The sequence below is a fragment of the Methanosarcina sp. 1.H.A.2.2 genome (genome assembly GCF_000979975.1).
Lineage (GTDB): Archaea > Halobacteriota > Methanosarcinia > Methanosarcinales > Methanosarcinaceae > Methanosarcina.
Window position 1 is genome coordinate 1 of sequence record NZ_JJQL01000058.1, and the last position, 16,742, is coordinate 16,742.

Genomic DNA, 16,742 nt, shown 5'->3' on the forward strand with positions numbered 1-16,742 from the left:
AATTTTTATAAAATTAAGAGAATTGTCAAGTCCAGTTGGGTCAAAAAAGAAGGGAAATATTCAGTACCAATTAGTGGATACTGTCAAACTTAGGTTATATATTATATTTTTAATGTATTCTTCTATATATCAATTACTTTATATTAAAATTGATTCAGGAACTCTCATTTAGGAACCCTCATTTAGGAACCCTCATTTAGGAACCCTCATTTAATCAGTTCAGGAATCATTGATTAATCCTGTTCAGGTTAAGATTTGCGGTAACTGTTCGTTTTTTTTTCATGAGGGCCTGCTGTAAAGCTATCGCATTATCCGCCAGGGGAGGCAACTTTCAAAAAAAAGAACAAGGTTAGCTCATGTTTCTTTACTGCTAAACCGGATAGTAAATTCTGTCCCGGGATTCCTTCTAAGTTCTATACAGCCGTCTATCTGTTCAACAAGAATATTTACAAGTTGAAGCCCGAGAGAATCAGCATTTTGAAACTCTATTTCTTCAGGGATGCCTTTTCCGTTATCCGATACTTTGAGTATGTAATGGGAACCATTTTTTTCCCTATGGTGGGGATTCGGACAGGGAGTATCGTATATATAGGCAGACGCCCCGGTTTTGTAAAGGGTTATGTGGATTTCGCCTTTCCCCCCAGCAGGAAAAGCGTGCTTCAGGGCATTTGAAACCAGCTCGTTTACAATAATTCCGAGAGGGATTGCAATATCCATATCAAGATAAATCTGCTCAAGGTCCAGTCTTACGCTAATATTGTCTTTTCTAAGATTATATGAGCCGAAAAGATTTGAAGTCAGCTTCCGGAGATAAGCTGCAAAATCAAGGGTTTCGGTCTCGTTTCCCTTGTATAGCTCCTCATGAATCAGAGCCATTGAAGTAACCCTGCCCTGGCTTTCCCTGAAGGCTTCAAGCATTTTTGTATCACTGAACCTTTCAGCTTCAAGACTGAGAAGAGAAGAGATTACCTGCAGATTATTTTTAATCCGGTGGTGGATTTCTTTTATTCTGAATTTATCCATTTTCTCCATAGTCTCTTCAGCCATTTTGCGCTCAGTAATATCACGGGAAATCGCGAGAACAGAAGTCACCTCACCATCAACAAACTCCGGTACTATTCGTGTATTAAAGTAGTACTCTTTTCCTTGAGGCGATGTATACTGGAATTCCATTGTTTCGGGTTTTCCTGTGGCAAAAATATTTTCATAGTGCCTTTCCCAGAATTTTACCTTTTCAGGGTCCATTCCAAGCTCACTATTGGTTTTGCCAATGATATTCTCTTGAGAAATGTTATACACTTCTGAATATGCAGGATTGGCATATAAGTGGCGAGTTCGCCGGTCCAGGCGGGCGATCAAGTCCGGAGAATTTTCAGCCAATGTACGGAATTTATTCTCACTTCTGATCAGTGCTTCTTCGGCCATCTTGCGCTCTGTAATATCTCTGGAAACAGTCGAGATCGCCACAAGTATTCCGGATGCGTTAAAAACAGGAGAAAGAGTTATTGAAATATTTATTATCGTACCGTCTTTTTTTAACCTTAAAGTTTCATAGTGGCGGATCCGTTCTCCCTGTTTTATCTTTTCATCTAACTGTTTTATTTCCCCTTTCAGGGTATCTGGTTCAAACATTGAGATGTTTTTTCCCAGGACTTCTTCGGCTAAATAACCATAAATCTGCTCTGCTCCCTTATTCCAGCTCGTAATAATACCATCAAGAGATCTGGTTACAATGGCATCATCTGATGATTCAAGAGCATTAGCCAGGGTCTGAAGTTTTTCTTCGGCTTTTTTGTTTTCGGTAATATCCCTTACGGTAACAACTACATGGCCATCGGAAAAAGGCAGAGATATTGCACTCACATCCGCCCAGATGATGCTGCCGTCCTTCTTGACCATCCCCACCTCTGAACTCTGAATCGACCCTTTCTTTTTCAGAGCCCTTACACTGGGGAGATCCTCATACGGCATCTCTGCGCCATTTGACCAAAGGTACTTCCGGATCTTATGATTCCCTTTGAGCAAATCCGATCTGGAGAGGCCCATGATTCTCTCCAGGGTAAGGGTTACATCCAGGACATTTCTTTGCTTATCGAGGATAGAAACTCCAATAGGCAGCAGCTTAAAAAGAGCTTTCAATCTGCCCTCGCTCTCTTTTAGCATCTCTTCTACCTTCTTGCGCTCTGTGATATCCTGAACTGTTCCCTTCATTTGAATAGGAATGTTTTCCTCATCAAAAATAACTTCACCTTGTACATGTACTATGCGTTCTTTCCCATCAACTGAGATAATCCTATGATCAATACCATACGGCTTTCCATCCCAAGCTCCCATGGAGGCATTGATAATAAGGTTTCGATCGTCTGGATGTACGTAACTTAAAAATGAATCGTAAGTTATCTCACACTCTTGAGGAATGAGCCCACAAATACGATAAATCTCATCAGACCAGTAAAATTGATTGGTCACAATATTCCAGTCCCAGTTTCCAAGGTGAGCCATTCTTTGAGCTTCAGCAAGACATTTTTCACTTTCTTTCAAAGAATTGTAAGCCTTCTCAAGCTGGACTGTTCGCTCTTCAACTAAATTTTCTAAATTATTGAGCGTTTCTTTTAACTTAGATTCCGCTTCTTTTTTCTCCGTAATGTCGCGGGAAATCGCGAGAACAGAAGTCACCTCACCATCAATAAACTCCGGTATTATTCGGGTATTGAAGTAGTATTCTTTTCCTTGAGGTGCTGTATAATGGAATTCTATTGTTTCGGGTTTACCTGTGGCAAAAACGTTTTCATGGTGCCTTTCCCAGAATTTCGCCTTTTCAGGGTCCATCCCCAGTTCCCCATGAGTTTTGCCAATGATTTCCTCCGGAGGCCTGCTATAAGGTTCCGCAGCAGCGGGATTGGCAGATATGTGCCGATTTTGCCTGTCAAAGCGGACAATTATGTCAGGAGAATTTTCCGCCAACGTACGGAATTTATTCTCACTTCTAATCAGTGCTTCTTCGGCTTGTTTGCTTTCATTGATATCACGGGCGACATGAACACTTCCAATGAGTTTCCCTTCTGAATCATGCAATGGTGAGACGCTTACTAAAAAATAACCACCAAGGCAATCCTCGAAAACTTCTTCAGTGTGTTCAAGCCCGTCCTTAAGCAACCGCCGGTGAGGGCAAAAAGAGGGGGGCTCATCCGTCCCATGGACAACACGATAACAGGTCAACCCGACACACTCTTCCGTTGTCACCCCTAATCTTGTCGCCATGGCTTTGTTTGCATGAAAAACCTGATATTCAGTGTCAAGTATGGCTATCAGGTCCGGCACAGCATCAAAGGTATATTTCCAGTCTTTTGCAGCCTGAGCAGCTTCTTCTTCTGCTTTTTTGCGCCTGGAACTTTCTATCTGCTCCCATTTTCCTTCCCTTTTTATCAAAGCGAACTGATGATTGATGACCACATCGATTATCTCGGTTGCGTGGCACCTGTCGAGAGGATAGGTGCATAGAGCCATCATATGAAAGTTGCCGATAATGTTGTCTATTTCTTTCTCGTATTCAATGAAACTATTCCAGCCTTCTTTTTCCAGCCAGAACGTGTTCCCGCTCAACCTCATCCCTTCATATCCACTGGCAAGGGCATGATTGAGTTTTTCAAACCATCCATTTAAGACCCTCTCCGAATCGAATCCACCCTCTTCCGATCCGGATCCACCTTCTTCCGAACCGGATCTACCCTCTTTTACATACCAGTAATTGTGGGGAATAATTTCGATTTGCCCCTTTTCAAGGTAAGCATCAATGTCAGGAACAGCCCTTTCAAGAGCTTCTTTTGCGCTTTCTACTCCCAGAGGTTGCGATGTGACCCACATACAGAATTCATTATTTTCGAGCCCTGCTTTGAAGTAGGGGACAAGTATATCTATTAAATCTTCTTTTGTCTGGTAGAACTGGCAGAAGTGTGTTCCCCAGGGAATATCCCCGATATTATCAATACCAGATTTTCTGAGGCTTTTTTCCATTCCCCACCTCTCCATCTATAAAATCAATATTAAAAATTCGCATTTATAGGGCTGTGAGCAGTTTATCGTATCTGATATATGGAATGTTTATAGTATCTGATATCTGGAATGTTTAAAGTTTTTTATGTCAACCAGGGAATGTCTAACACCTCTTTTTCAAGAGAACAGCTCCCTTCCTGGTAAAAGATCCGTTAACTTCAGATTATGTCCCGTTCCTGTTTGTACATTCTATGAGATCAGTGTATATTAATGATATTTTTTTGATCGAGGTATCAATGATATTTTTCGATCGAGGAAAGCTGATAACTCACTCACTCACTCACTCACTCTACTTTTCATACCAAGGGACCTGGAAGCAAAATAATGCCAGGCTCTAAGGAGTATGTCGTGGACCCTATTGCCGTTATTTTAAGTAAATTCCGCTTCAATAAAAGTGAATTTAAAGATTTTCTGAAAAATAGAAACTCTGTTTGCTATTTAAGCATTTTGAAAATAAATCATATTTCAGCTATGTCTTTAACGAGAATTGCTGGGTTATCAATTGTCTACAAATATCCGGCGAGATTGACTCTCTTTCATCCGAAATCATTTAAAACAGGACGCAGTAACTATGATTACTCATAACAAAAGAAATTAAGTGCAGGGAATTAGGGTCTTATCCACTACACTTATAAATATTCAGCTAAATGTTCAACTAAAGATTCAGCTTACTTAATTATTCCCTGCTGCTTCTTTTCTGATTATGTCCCGCATTCCCAGCCATTCATGTAGCATTCCTGTTTGGAAGTGAGTTTGTCGGTGCTTATGCCCATTGACTCAAGCTTCAGTGTTGCCACATAGGTATCAAGTTCCTTTGGGACTCCGTGGACTCCGTTCAACAGATTGTTTTCGGCAATGTAGCGCACACAGAGAGCCTGGTTTGCAAAACTCATATCCATGACCTCGGCAGGGTGCCCGTCACCGGCAGCCAGATTTACAAGCCTGCCTTCGGCTATGACGTTAATGCGCCTGTTCCCGATGTCATATTCTTTGATATTGTGCCTGACGGTCCTGACTGTTTTTGCAAGGGAGGCAAGGGCTTCCATATCGATTTCTACATTGAAATGTCCTGAGTTTGCAAGGATTGCCCCGTCCTGCATGACCTTGAAGTGTTCGGCTGTAAGGATATCGCGGTTTCCTGTGGCCGTTACAAAGATCTCTCCTATTTTTGCAGCGTCTGCCATTCTCATGACCCGGTGTCCGTCCATCCTGGCTTCAAGGGCTCGTATGGGGTCTATTTCAGTGACAATTACATTTGCTCCCAGTCCTGTAGCCCGCATTGCAACCCCGCGCCCGCACCAGCCATAGCCTGCGACAACAACGTTTTTGCCTGCTACAAGGAGGTTTGTGGTCCGGTTAATCCCGTCCCAGGCTGACTGACCTGTCCCGTAGCGGTTGTCAAAGAGATATTTGGTCATGGCATCGTTTACCGCTATTACCGGCATCTTAAGTGCGCCATCCTTTTCCATGGCATGAAGCCTGTGGACCCCTGTAGTGGTTTCCTCGCAGCCTCCGAGGATATTCGGGAGCATACCTGTCCTTTCTTTGTGGAGTTTGAATATCAGGTCTGCCCCGTCATCGATTGTGATGTCAGGTTCAAAGTCAAGGACTTTATCTATAGCTTCATAGTACTCGCTGGTATTGCACCCGTATTTTGCAAAACAGCTTATATTTTTCCGGGTATCGAGAGCCATTGACACATCGTCCTGGGTGCTCAGGGGGTTGCAGCCTGAAATTGCAACCTGTGCGCCGCCTGCAGCCAGGGTCTCGACAAGGACTGCGGTCTTTGCTTCTACGTGAAGGGCCATTCCTACTTTAAGCCCTTTCAGGGGTTTTTCTTCCTCAAACTTCTCCCTGATGATTGCAAGCACAGGCATGTGGCTTCTTGCCCATTCCATTTTCATGTTTCCGGATTCTACGAGTTCTTTTTCGGTCATAATAATCCCGTCATTATCAGATAGGCGGTTGAATTCGATGGTTAAATTCGATTATAGTAGATAGGCTTATTTTTCGAATTCGCACAAATTTTTACTTCGGGTACAGATTAAATAAAATAAATCTGTGGTGTATTCGGGTTTCTAGTATTTATTTTTCCCGTATATTGTTCCAGTATACTTTAAAGCATTACACCAGAACATGGACTATACCAGGGTATGGATTTTTCAGGCTTTTACCCTTGCTACAAGCTCTTCTGCGGCTTTCCGGGCATCTTCGGTCACTTTCTCCTCATCCAGCACAAGTACCCTGTAATTGTCCATAAGGACTTTTCCGTCCACGATTGTTGTCCTGACATCACTTCCTCTTGCAGAGTATACCAGATGGGAAGGAACGTCAAAACAGGGAGTAAGATGCGGTTTTTTCATGTCTACAATGATCAGGTCTGCCTTCTTTCCCACCTTCAACATTCCGGTTTCCGTGCCAAGGGCTTTTGCCCCGTTAACGGTTGCCATCTCAAGTACCTGGCGAGCCGGAAGAGCAGTAGGGTTGCATGTGTTCACTTTATGCAGAAGGGCAGCAGTCTTCATTTCTTCAAACAGGTCAAGGTTGTTGTTTGAAGCACAGCCGTCGGTGCCAAGTGTTACATTCACTCCTTTTTCCAGCATCTTATATACCGGAGCAATTCCGGATGCCAGTTTCATATTGCTTATGGGATTGTGGGATACATTTACTCCCCTTTTCCTTAAAATCTCTATGTCCCCGTCCGATAGCCATACACAGTGGGCAGCAAGCACATCAGGGCCGAAAACCCCCAGGTCTTCGAGCAGGTGCACCGAGCACTTCCCGTACTTTTCTTTCATTGCATTCAGTTCGGCTTCGGTTTCCAGGACATGGATATGGATGCCTGCTCCGTCCCTGCTGGCCTCTTCTTTTACCTTTGCAAGAAACTCATCCGAGCATGTATTCGGGGCATGAGGTCCGTACATGGTCTTTATCCTGCCGTCGGCTGCTCCCTGCCAGGCCTGGACAAAGCGCTTTCCTTCCTTGAGGTCAGCCTCTCCTTTTTCTTTGTTCCAGAGCTCTATCAGGCCGTGGGAGAGGGAGGCTCGAAGTCCCGATGCTTCAACAGCCTTTGCAGTTTCATCCATAAAAAAATACATGTCTGCAAAGGACGTTGTTCCGGATTTGATCATTTCCAGGCATGCAAGCAGGCTGCCTTTGTAAACATCTTCTGCCTTCAGCTGGGCTTCGGCAGGCCAGATATGTTTCTCAAGCCACTCCGCAAGCTGAAGGTCGTCGGCATAACCCCTGAAAAGGGTCATTGCTGCATGGGTGTGCGTGTTTACAAGCCCTGGCATTACTACCGAACCTTTTGCATCGATCACGGTGTCGGCACTTTCTTTTGTTTTTTCCCCGATTTCCGTGATCTTTCCGTCTTCAATAACAACAGTCCCGTTTTTAAGGTCTCCCGCATCAGGATCCATTGTTAAAACGTAAGCATTTTTTATTATTATGTCAGCCATGTGATCATATCCGTCAGGTTTTGTAGTAGGGTATTGAAATGTAGTAATGTATTGAAATGTAGTAATGTATTGAAGTGTAGTAATGTATTGAAGTGTAGTAGGGTATTGAACTGCAACTTTATTTAAAGGCAACTTTATTTAAAGGCAACTTGTTAGATAATTATCTGAAGTTAAAGAAGTTTTCCTAAAAAAGTTGTCCTGAGAATTGTCCTTTAATCCTGAGAATTATCCTGTAATCTTAATAAAGTGCATATCTTTATAAAAATGTTTCAGTCTGGTAAAGTATGAAAGTTTGTATGAAGTTTTCAGGATTTCAGACGATAACCCGACTTTTGGAGTGTTGAGATTTTTCTGCCCAAAATCCGTAAAATTAGATCTCTTATCTGCTCTCACTCGCTGGCTCCGGTTTCCAGGTTCAGAGCTTCAAGGTAGAGGTGCATTATCTTCAGCCTTTCTGCTGCAATCCTCTTTGCTGCATCGGTATTCAGCTTTTCGGGGATTGTGAAAGGCTTGTAGTGCATGTATTCGTTAAAGCCTTCAACAGGGTCCTGAACATAGACAGTCTTTTTTGAGGGACCTTTATCTATTCCTGTTAAGTGCTTCAGCATCCTGAGAGCTCCCATTGAAAGGATAGACCTGAAAATCCCAATCGCTCCCAGGGCATCAAGCCTGTCGGCATCCTGAAGGATCCTGGCTTCTATTGTTTCCGGGCTTTTCCCTCCGCTAAACCTGTGAGTCAGGATGCAGTATACCACAGCTTCCACAGTCTTTTTTTCAACGCCTGCTCTCCCCAGAAATTCGGAGGCTATCTCCGCACTGTAGAGGGCATGGTCTCCCCCCTCCTCATGTTCTTTAATAACCCCAACGTCATGCAGAAGAGCTGCGAGCTGGAGAGTAAGAAGGTCTCCTCCTTCTTCTTTCCGGATTTCCCTGCAGAGGGCTTCTACGCGGGTTATATGGGACATATCGTGGGAACTGGGCTCCCCTTCGTGAAAGGTAGCCGCAAATTCCCTCGTTTTTTCTATCAGGTCCATGTAAGTATCCTGCTTTCAGTATTCTACTTCTGTGATCAGGGTCTTGAGATGTTCCTGAATTTCGGAAATCGCCTCAGAGAGGGCTTTTTTGTTCTCGTAAGTCGTTATCAGCTTCACAAGTTCTTCTTTCCTCTCCTTTTTCATTTCTTGTGCAAGCTTTGCCATATTTTCGAGAGCCCTTGTGAGGTTGTCTACAATTGATATTGTGGCAGTTCTGGAGGTCCGTGAAAGAGGGTTCAGGTCAATTGTTATGACAGTCTTTCCCATCTCTACAAGTTTTTCACAGCGGTCTCCGTCCTCCAGGGGAACGAGCACGACATCTGCCGTATAGATCCCCTTGCTGTCCACAAGCCTTCTAGCGTGGGAGAGCTCAAGGCTTGCGTCCGGATTCTTTCCAAGCACCTCTGAAGCTCCGTTGGCCTTCAGGTGTTCTATTATGAGGTGCACCCGGGTGTCGGTCCTGTGGAAGAGGTTTACTTCAATCTTAGCTCCGGTAATGTCTGCCAGGGCAACGACTTTTTCAGGAGCCAGGACTGCGACGTTCCCATTTACGGAAATAACCGGGTTTTCTGCCAGAAGGAGTGCAGCAACTGCCGCCCTTTCTGCATAGAGGGCAGATTCGGTGCTGCGCTCGCCTATAAGGTAGTCAAAGCTTTCGCCTCTTCCCTGGGCAATAAGCCCCTGAATACTTGTAATTCCCATCTTTACCCCGGCTGCAACCTTTTCACGGGCGAGCAGGGATTCGTACCTCGGGTGGTCTTGGGGTATATCGGTCATATATGTCGCTTACCTTTTTACTTGTCAGCTTTATAATTTAATTGAGTCACTTCGTTCGATTATAGTTTCCTTATATAGCATAGTTTCTTTATATGCAAATTTTCTGCAAATTAATATTTTCTTGTCTGATGTTCAAAAAAGTAAATAGATTTTTGCCTTGAGGCTCACTCATACATCAATCTCGGTACACAGGTTCCTATGCCGTATTCCAGAACCTGCCCGAATTCCTGAAGGGCTTCGTAGAGCATAAATTCCTGGCTATAGGGGGCGATTGCAAAAACCGTATCTCCAAGCATTGCCTGAGAAGCCATTCCTCCGTTCGCATGTGCAACCTCAATTACATCCTTTGCCGTACTGCTCATGAGGCCTGTATTGCTGGCAAAGTCTTTTGCCTGATGCATAAAGTTTTCGAGAGTGGGTTTTTTAAGCAGTTCGGACATTGCGGCTTTTCCTGCAGCATTAATCCTTCCTGCTGCAATCTCGTCTGTCAGGACAGAGTCTGTAGAAATCTCCCCGAGCGCGATGCAGAAAACTCTTGCTTCAGGAGCCGGAATTCTGTCTATGCTTCCGAATTCGGGCCCTCCGGGCTGCAGCCTGATTACCACTCCGCCATTGGACTGGGCAGCAATGTCCCCAAGTCCGCTGCGGTTAACGACTTCAGCTACATGAGCGTATTCAGTCAGGCTTTTTACGGTCTTATTTAAGGAAAGCGCCCTGTTCAGAGCATAAGCTGTCCCGAGCGCTCCTGCCCCTGAGGCTCCAAACCCGCACCCAATCGGGATTTCCGCCCAGCTCTTTACTCTTAAAGGCACATCGGTTAACATCTCTATCACTGTACGGGTGGTTCTGCCTTCAACTTTCTTTCCATTGAGGAAGATCTCGGTCTTTTCCACGGATTTTCCAACCATTACCTCGGTTGTAACTCCTCCATTCAGAACAATTCCGCAGCCAGTAGATCCCTTCTGGTGGGGGTCTTTATGCTCATGAATCTGAAAAAAACCTGTTATATGCCCTGGAGCATATGCTTTTGCTAAAAAGTCAGCCCCTTCACTCTCGTATGTATACATAGAAAACGCCTTTTTTATTGTTTAAGCTATTTTTCAAAGTTCATTTCTGTTTTGTAGAATCTTGTGCAGGATGATTTGTAGAGTCAGCCGATAAAGCAGATCAGGTACTGTACCAGCTCCGTTAGTTGGTTTTAATATCCAGAACTCGATCAGGTTCTCAGAGGACCTGTCGTGAATTTAAAATTCCGGTTACCTCCTCAAGGATACAGGCTGCAAGTTTGCGCTTGTTTCCGCTGACATGCCTGGGCTCTCCTTTTCCAAGCAGGTAAAGTTCATTTTCTTCAGTACCCATTCCACCTTTTCCTACATCGTTTGCTGCAATCATATCGAGTTTTGTCCCTTCAAGGGTTACGGCTGCTCTTTTAAGGAGCTCTTCTTTCCCGACTCCTGTTTCGGCTTTAAAGCCTATGATCACGAGTTCAGGGTGTTTTTCCCTGCATTCCTTTATCAGTTTTCGAGTGGGTTTCAGTTTGAGCACAAAATCTCCTCCTGATTTGATCTTCTCCGGAGAAGGTTCGGCTGTATAATCTGCAATTGCTGCAGAACTTATCAGGACATCATACTCATTTTCCAGTTCCGAGAGCACGGCTTCGGTCATTTCCGCAGCGCTTTCGGCAAAGACTTCCCTGATCCCTGCAAGCCCGAGCCTGTCCCTGTGCACAAGGGTTACATCAGCTCCGCTGCGGTAAGCTTCAAGGGCAAGTTCCCTGCCTGTCTTTCCGGAGGCCCGATTCGTGAGGATGCGGATAGGGTCAAGGCTTTCAGCAGTGGAACCGCCTGTTATAAGCACTTTCCGGTTTTCAAGGCTCCGGTTTCCAAGCGCCCTTTCCACCTCGAGCACTATTTCTTCGTTTGAGGCAATTTTTGCAACGCCTTCTTCAAACTTAGGGCCCACCATGGAGATCCCCCAGCCTTTCAATTTCGCTACATTTTCAATCACAGCCGGGTGCCTGTACATGGACTCATGCATTGCGGGGACAACCATAACAGGAATGCCAGAGCCAAGAGCGGTTGTTGCAAAAGAGGTAACTGTGGTATCGTCTATTCCGTACGCGATTTTTCCTATGGTATTTGCTGTTGCCGGCGCTATCAGGAGGAGGTCTGCCCTGCCCTTAAACCCGCAAAATTCCACATGCTCCACCCTGCCTCCGAGTTCCGTAATCACAGGGTTGCCGGTAGCATAGTGCAGGGCGTCAGGGTGCAGGATATGTTTTGCAGCATCGGTCATGACTGCATGGACTTCTGCCCCATTCCGGATCAGTTCCCTTGCAAGTTCAACTACCCTGACCGCTCCTATACTCCCTGTAACACCGAGGACAATAGTTTTCCCGGCAAGGGAAGAACTCTTCTGTCCCTGGATCCAGAGGGTAGGGTGGATTTTCTCAGCCTTGGGCCGGGCAGGATTTTTCCTGTCCATCCAATCCTTTAACTTTACTCCATCCGGTTCATTTTGACCTGAATTCTCAGGTTCCAGTCCGGAAACGTGTGGATTTTTCTGGTCAGGATTCATTTGATCCTCCTGCGTTTGAGACTTTTTCAATGGTTTTTTTCATTCAGGCACCGAAGTAATCTATAAGAATTAAGTATGGAAATTATCTCCCTTTTTTGGAAAAAATCCTGAAAATCAAAGTGACATTAAATATGATATTCTTAAAACTTTCGAAATATAAGGGACGGTTAAATCAGATAGAGGCTCCATTTTATTAGTAAGTATTACAGGAAATCTAGCTTCTATTATCAGACATAGCTGATAGTTTAATAGTTGTCCTGTGCCATAAATCCCGTATTAATTATCTGAAATATAACTTCTATTATCAGGCATAGCTGGTAGTTTAATAGTTGTCCTGGGTAATAAATGCCGTATTAATTATATAATATCTTCAATACCGTCCCCGCTGGTCTGTAACTGGCTTATAGCACCGGTACTGTGATTCGCATAATTAATAAGGTATTACTAATATTATACAGTCCAGTTACTTTTGGGAGTTTCCTGGATGGGATTAGATATTATGAGAAAGGGCAGGAAGGCAGATGACCGATAAAAAAGCTGCAAAAAGAGAAGTTACCGCAGATGGAAAAAAAGGGTTAGGCACCATTCTAGGAAAAATCTCCGGAAAAGACCGTCTGGAGCTTGAGGTTGACAGGCTTAACTCCAGGATAGTTGAACTCGAACTTGGCCTTCAGAGTGCGAAAAACCAGCTCGAAAAGAAAGAAGCCCTTGCAAGGCAGGCAGTTGCTGACAGGCAGGAAGCTGAATCTCGTTTAAACCAGGAGCTCGTCCGGACCCATACCCTTTCCCACGAACTTGAAACAATCAGGGATGAGTCCCAGGGTAAGCTGGAGTTTCGCGGAGTTGAAACCCTGAGCCAGTCGGCTGTTAAGGCTTACCTTTCCAAACTCAAGTCCCTTCACTCTTCTGCAAATGACCTTTTAACCGTTTATCTTCCCCCCGGAACTCGCCTTTCAGCCGTACTTCACGAAAAAACCCTTGGCCTGGTCGAAGAGGAAACCCGTTCCCTCCTTGATAGGCTTGATCCTGAGACGGGCATGGTCTTTTTCTACGACCTGCACCGCATGATTTCCGAAGCCATAGTCCCTCCTGTCCCTGTCCCCTCTTCTGCCTGGCACCTTCTGGACAGTTTTGAGATAGCTCCTCTTGAAGAAAGCCTGAATACCGACTACCGCATGCTCGTTCTTGTTCTGCATGCAGGCGAGTCTTTCATAGGCTTTGCCCCTGATGCCCGGGTCTTCGATACGGAAGAACTTATCAAGAGCAGTGTCAAGGAAAAACACAGCAAGGGAGGCTTTTCCCAGCGTCGTTTTGAACGCCTCAGGGAAGAGGATATTGCTCACCATATGGACAAAGTCTTTGAGACCCTTAGAAAAGTCCTTGAAGAAAATCCCGGAATAGACTGTGTTATCATGAGCGGAGATGCCCAGCTGATAAAGGATGCTCAGAAGCGCCTCCCTCTGAACCTTGAGATTATCGAAAAGCCGGCTGATATTAAGATGGAAAAGATAAGCGGGGAAGAAATCCTTAGATCAGTTTTGAGCTGCAGAAGATATCTGTTGTGAAGAAACCGAAAGTATTTGCTGTAAAGTGCCGGAAAAGATGTACTGTGAAGTGCCGGAAAAGATGTATTGTGAAGTGCCGGAAAGCATTTGCTGTGAGATATTTTCAAAAAAGGTAGAAGTCAGGGAAGTTTAGATCCTATCTTGATATTATTGTTGCAAGAGCTTCTGCAAATTAATCAGGACCACATTACTTCCAATATCCGATAATGGTGATTATAGAAAGACCTTCCTAAGTTAAGGCTGCACGAATCTTTATTCCTTTTCTTTTTTGAATTCATTTTTGAATTCATTTTTGAATTCATTTTTAAATCCATATTTGAATCCATATTTGAATCCATATTTGAATCCATTATGCTCGACACTACATTTTCTTCCTTTTGTCCTTACAAACCGTTCTCTACTGCAATAACCGCAAGGAGAGCACTTTCCTCGTAGATAATAATCGTTTTTAAAAGAGTCTCTCAATAATATAATATGGGTTAAATATAAATATGGTACAGGCTCGTTACTGTTAAATAGGGCTCTTTGAGTTCTGAGTGTAAAGGTGCCAATGCTGAATAATGAAAGAAAAATACGTTTCCGTAATTTGACTCCCGAATCTGTGGAGCTTGGAATACTTCTTGCAATTGTGGGAGGATTCCTGGATGCTTATACATTCGTAGGGAGAGGCGGTGTTTTCGCCAATGCCCAGACCGGAAATGTTGTACTCATGGGCATAGAAGCCGCAACAGGAGAATGGGGGCAAGCAATGCTTCACGCGGTCCCTATTCTGGCATTTATAGTCGGAGTAGTTGTTGCCGAGATGATAAAAAAACCTTCTATGCGCCTGTTTATACCTGATTCCGAAAGGGCAGTTTTAATTCTTGAAATTGCAGTCCTTTTTATCATAGGCTTTATACCCTACACGAGTCCGAATATCATTGTAACTGTTGCGGTTTCATTTGTCTCTTCGGTTCAGGTATCTTCATTTCGCAAACTGGTTGATTCTCCTTATAGTACAACCATGATCACAGGAAATTTACGTTCAGCTACACAGGAAGCTTATATTGCTTTCACAAAAAAAGACCGTGAATCAGCTCTGCAAGCTTTTCGGTATTCTACGATTAACCTTTCGTTTTTAGCAGGAGCTATTTTGGGAGGGTTGTTGACGTCATTTATTGGAGTTAAAGCAGTATGGATCGCTGTGAGTGTTTTAATTTGCTCTGTAATTTTATTCAGTATAGACCAATGTAAGAATAAGAAGGTTGATATTGAAGTATAAGGATTCGGGGAATATAGGATTCAGGGTATAGGATTCAGGGAATATAGGATTCAGGGAATATAGGATTCAGGAGATACAGGATTCAGAAGATACAGGATTCAGAAGATTCTCAACTATTTATTCCACTAAAATACAGTTGATAGATATTGATTTTAACATTATAGATATGTGTGATTCCAAACAATACCTTGGCAATTATTGACAAACAGACTTTTGCGCAAGCTATATGAGCTTTCAGTGCGGGAAGGTAAGCAATGGCAAGAGATAGAAGAGATTATTATTATCATCAGGCAAAAGAGGATGGGTATCGGTCCAGGGCTTCCTACAAGCTCAAACAGATCAATGAGAAACATAAAATTATCAATCGGGGAGACTCAGTTGTTGATTTAGGTGCAGCTCCGGGCGGGTGGCTTCAGGTTGCAAAAGAGCTTTCCGGAGGGAAGGTTCTGGGTGTGGACCTGCAGAGGATCACTCCGATTGAAGGAGTCGAGACCATCATGGGCGACATAAACGCAGACTCGACAATAAAAAAAATTATCAAGATCGTCGGGGAAAAAGGTGCGGATGTGGTGCTCTGTGATGCAGCCCCCAACCTGTCAGGAAACTGGTCTTACGACCATGCGCGGTCAATTGAGCTTTCAACCTCGGCACTTGAGTGTGCAAAGAAGATACTCAAACCAAAAGGAAACTTTGTGGTAAAGGTCTTTCAGGGAGACATGTTCAAAGATTATATGGACAAAGTCAGGGATAATTTTGTCCACGTCAAGGCTTATTCCCCGCAAGCGTCCAGATCGCAGAGTGCGGAGATCTACGTTGTCGGAAAGAAATTCCTTACAGCTCCTCTAAGGAAAGGAGACAATTTCGTTGTGGATATCGAGAAGCTCGGCTCAAGCGGGGATGGAGCAGTGCTTATTGAAGGGTTCGTTGTCTTCGTAAAGGGAGTCGAGGTAGGAGAAAAGGTCAGGATCAGTATAACAGATGTCAAGCCGAATTTTGCGTTTTCAGAAGTTGCAGAAAGGCTTGGAAAGGCTGAAAATCCTGAAAACTCTGGAAATCCTGATAATCCTGAAAACTCTGGAAATCCTGATAATCCTGAAAACTCTGGAAATCCTGATAATCCTGAAAAATCGGAGTAATTTTATCAGGGAGTTCAGTTAATAAAGTGAACTATATCATTCAGCAATGAAAATAGTCAAGCAGTAAAATATAAAACGAGTTTCAAACACGGTGATCCGGTTGATTGATCTTCATACTCACACAATTTTCAGTGACGGGGAACTGCTCCCCAGCGAACTCGTCAGACGGGCTGTTATTCACGGCTACGAGGCTATTGCACTTACCGACCACGCAGACTATACAAACCTCGAACAGCTTCTTGATGCTGCAAAGAAAGCAAAATACCTGGAAAATGAATGGGATATTCGCGTCCTGCCCGGAGTCGAGCTGACGCACGTCCCTCCAAGAAAGATTGCTCCCCTGGCAAAGAAAGCAAAAGAGCTGGGCGCGGAAATCGTGGTCGTGCACGGAGAAACCATATCCGAGCCTGTCGCCCCCGGGACAAATGCAGCGTCTGTTGCCTGCGAGTATGTAGATATCCTGGCTCATCCCGGCCTGATCTCTCAGGAAGATGTCCAGACTGCGGCAGAGAATAATATCTTCCTTGAAATTACTGCAAGGAACGGGCACAACAGGACAAATGGTCATGTTGCAAGGCTTGCCCTCGAATTAGGGGCTACCCTTGTGGTAAATACCGATACACATGCTCCCGAGAACCTGATCACCGATGAAACCGCCCTGAAAATTGCAATGGGAGCCGGGCTCACCGAGTCAAGGGCAAAAGAAGCGTTTGAAGCATCTAAAAAGAAGGTAGCAGAGATAGTCTGAGCTGCACTTCGTGTGCTTTCTTCTCTGTTCATCTCATGTTTTCTTAATTTTTCCTGTTCTAAATTTCTTTCTCTTTTTCGGTTCTTCTTCTTTTCTTTAGCTTCTTTTCATGTTTCTAACTTTGATTTTT

At 44.1% G+C, this 16,742-nt stretch carries 11 protein-coding genes; 4 read left to right on the top strand and 7 right to left on the bottom strand.

From position 1 onward, the window contains the following. Positions 1-354: 354 nt before the first annotated feature. The 7 genes from EO93_RS08585 to coaBC all read right to left on the bottom strand — a co-directional run bounded on the left by EO93_RS08585 (position 355) and on the right by coaBC (position 11,809). Positions 355-4,014, bottom strand: a complete 3,660-nt coding sequence (locus EO93_RS08585; RefSeq protein WP_048162047.1) for a PAS domain S-box protein — start codon at positions 4,012-4,014, stop codon at positions 355-357. 740 nt (positions 4,015-4,754) lie between these two features. Next, positions 4,755-5,990, bottom strand: coding sequence for an adenosylhomocysteinase (locus EO93_RS08590; protein ID WP_048133499.1), 1,236 nt, complete (start codon positions 5,988-5,990; stop codon positions 4,755-4,757). A 225-nt stretch (positions 5,991-6,215) separates the two neighbouring features. Continuing rightward, positions 6,216-7,514, bottom strand: a complete 1,299-nt coding sequence (locus tag EO93_RS08595) for an amidohydrolase family protein (RefSeq protein WP_048162049.1) — start codon at positions 7,512-7,514, stop codon at positions 6,216-6,218. Between the two features lie 389 nt (positions 7,515-7,903). Beyond that, complete coding sequence (locus EO93_RS08600) at positions 7,904-8,548, bottom strand: HD domain-containing protein (RefSeq protein WP_048162050.1); 645 nt, start codon at positions 8,546-8,548, stop codon at positions 7,904-7,906. A 15-nt stretch (positions 8,549-8,563) separates the two neighbouring features. Next, positions 8,564-9,325, bottom strand: coding sequence for a 4-phosphopantoate--beta-alanine ligase (locus tag EO93_RS08605; RefSeq protein WP_048133496.1), 762 nt, complete (start codon positions 9,323-9,325; stop codon positions 8,564-8,566). 164 nt (positions 9,326-9,489) lie between these two features. Beyond that, entirely contained in the window at positions 9,490-10,392 is a 903-nt protein-coding gene (locus EO93_RS08610; RefSeq protein ID WP_048133495.1) for a pantoate kinase, read from the bottom strand. 157 nt (positions 10,393-10,549) lie between these two features. Beyond that, a complete protein-coding gene (gene coaBC, locus EO93_RS08615; protein WP_048162068.1) occupies positions 10,550-11,809 on the bottom strand; it encodes a bifunctional phosphopantothenoylcysteine decarboxylase/phosphopantothenate--cysteine ligase CoaBC in 1,260 nt (419 codons plus the stop codon). 614 nt (positions 11,810-12,423) lie between these two features. On the opposite strand from coaBC, the gene EO93_RS08620 reads away from it, so the two are divergent. From EO93_RS08620 to EO93_RS08635, 4 genes are all read left to right on the top strand, one after another. After that, positions 12,424-13,467 carry a Vms1/Ankzf1 family peptidyl-tRNA hydrolase gene (locus tag EO93_RS08620; RefSeq protein WP_048162052.1) on the top strand — a complete coding sequence of 348 codons (1,044 nt, stop codon included), beginning with the start codon at positions 12,424-12,426 and terminating at the stop codon, positions 13,465-13,467. 586 nt (positions 13,468-14,053) lie between these two features. Then, a complete protein-coding gene (locus tag EO93_RS08625; protein WP_235284158.1) occupies positions 14,054-14,728 on the top strand; it encodes a YoaK family protein in 675 nt (224 codons plus the stop codon). A 254-nt stretch (positions 14,729-14,982) separates the two neighbouring features. Then, on the top strand, positions 14,983-15,864 hold the full coding sequence (locus tag EO93_RS08630) for a 23S rRNA (uridine(2552)-2'-O)-methyltransferase (RefSeq protein ID WP_235284159.1): 882 nt from the start codon (positions 14,983-14,985) through the stop codon (positions 15,862-15,864). 100 nt (positions 15,865-15,964) lie between these two features. Continuing rightward, positions 15,965-16,612 (top strand): histidinol phosphate phosphatase domain-containing protein, encoded by a 648-nt coding sequence (locus tag EO93_RS08635; protein WP_048162056.1) that lies wholly within the window; start codon positions 15,965-15,967, stop codon positions 16,610-16,612. Positions 16,613-16,742: the final 130 nt, after the last annotated feature.